Below are 1,273 nucleotides of genomic sequence, written 5' to 3' on the forward strand. Positions count from 1 at the left end.
TGGGGTGTGACACTTCTTGTAGACGGTCGTTACCAGGAAGGAACGACAGGCAGAGATGTCTACGAATCGCAGGAAGTTCACTGAGGAGTTCAAGGCCGACGCGGTCCAGCTCGTCGTGCAGGGCGGCCGCCCGATCGCGCAGGTCGCGCGGGAGTTGGAGATCAACGAGAGCTCGCTCGGGTACTGGGTGAAGGCGTATCGGGCCCAGCACCCCGACCCGGAGACGGCGCCGCCACCGGTGGAGGCCGCGCGGATCGCACGGTTGGAAGCGGAGAACCGGCGGCTCGCGGAGGAGAACGCGTTCTTGAAAAAAGCCGCGGCCTTCTTCGCGAAGGAGCAGCGGTGAGCGAGAAGTTCACGCTGATGCACGCGGAGAAGGCCACCTTCACGATCGAGCTGATGGCGCGCCTGCTCAGCGTCTCACGCGCCGGCTACTACGCGTGGGCGAAGCGGCGGGACACGATCCCGCCGACCACGGCGCGGAGGGTGTGGCTGTCTGGTGTGATCACGCAGATCCACGACGACTCGCACGGGGTGAACGGGTTCCGGCGGGTGCTCGCCGAATTGTCTCGCCGCGGGATCGCCGCGTCGGAGGGTCTGGTCCGCAAGATCATGCGGGAGGCGGGGATCTTCGGGATCCAGCCCCGCTCCAAGAAGCGCACCACGATCCCCGCCGACGACGTGGTGACCCGCCCCGATCTGCTCAAGCGGGACTTCACCGCCGACCGGCCCGGGGTCCGCTTCGTCGGCGACATCACCTACCTGCGCACCGGGGAAGGGTGGCTGTATCTGGCGACGGTGATCGACCTGTTCAACCGTGAGGTCGTGGGCTGGTCGATGGCTGAGCACATGCGCACCGAGCTGATCGGCGACGCCCTCACGATGGCCCATACCCACGGGCGCATCGAGTCGGGCGCTCTGTTCCACTCGGACCGCGGAAGCCAGTACACCTCTGACGAGTACGCCAAGCTCGCGGGCCGTTTCGGGGTGCGGTTGTCGGTGGGAAGGACCGGGGTGTGCTGGGACAACTCGGTCGCCGAATCGTGGTTCTCGATGCTCAAGAACGAGATGTACTACCGGCAGTCCTTCGCGACCCGGCGGCGAGCGAGATTCGCCGTGATGCAGTACATAGAGGTGTTCTACAACCGCCGCCGGCTGCACTCCACCCTCGGCTACCGCACCCCCGCCGAGACCCGGGCCGCCTACTACGCCCAGACCGCAACCGCGGCCTGAAATCCACAAAGAGATCGTCTACGAAGCTTGACACAGCCCA

At 66.1% G+C, this 1,273-nt stretch carries 1 protein-coding gene; it reads left to right on the forward strand.

Features of this window, described 5'->3' with window-relative positions; all coding sequences use genetic code 11:
• The first annotated feature begins 55 nt into the window (after positions 1 to 55).
• A protein-coding gene (locus LOK55_RS13900) for an IS3 family transposase (protein WP_141920053.1) occupies positions 56 to 1,233 on the forward strand; the annotation gives its coding sequence in 2 pieces (ribosomal slippage) (positions 56 to 314 and positions 314 to 1,233; 1,179 coding nt in all).
• The last annotated feature ends 40 nt before the right edge of the window (positions 1,234 to 1,273 follow it).

It is taken from the genome of Microbacterium sp. F2E (assembly GCF_020905435.1).
Classification (GTDB): domain Bacteria; phylum Actinomycetota; class Actinomycetes; order Actinomycetales; family Microbacteriaceae; genus Microbacterium; species Microbacterium lacticum.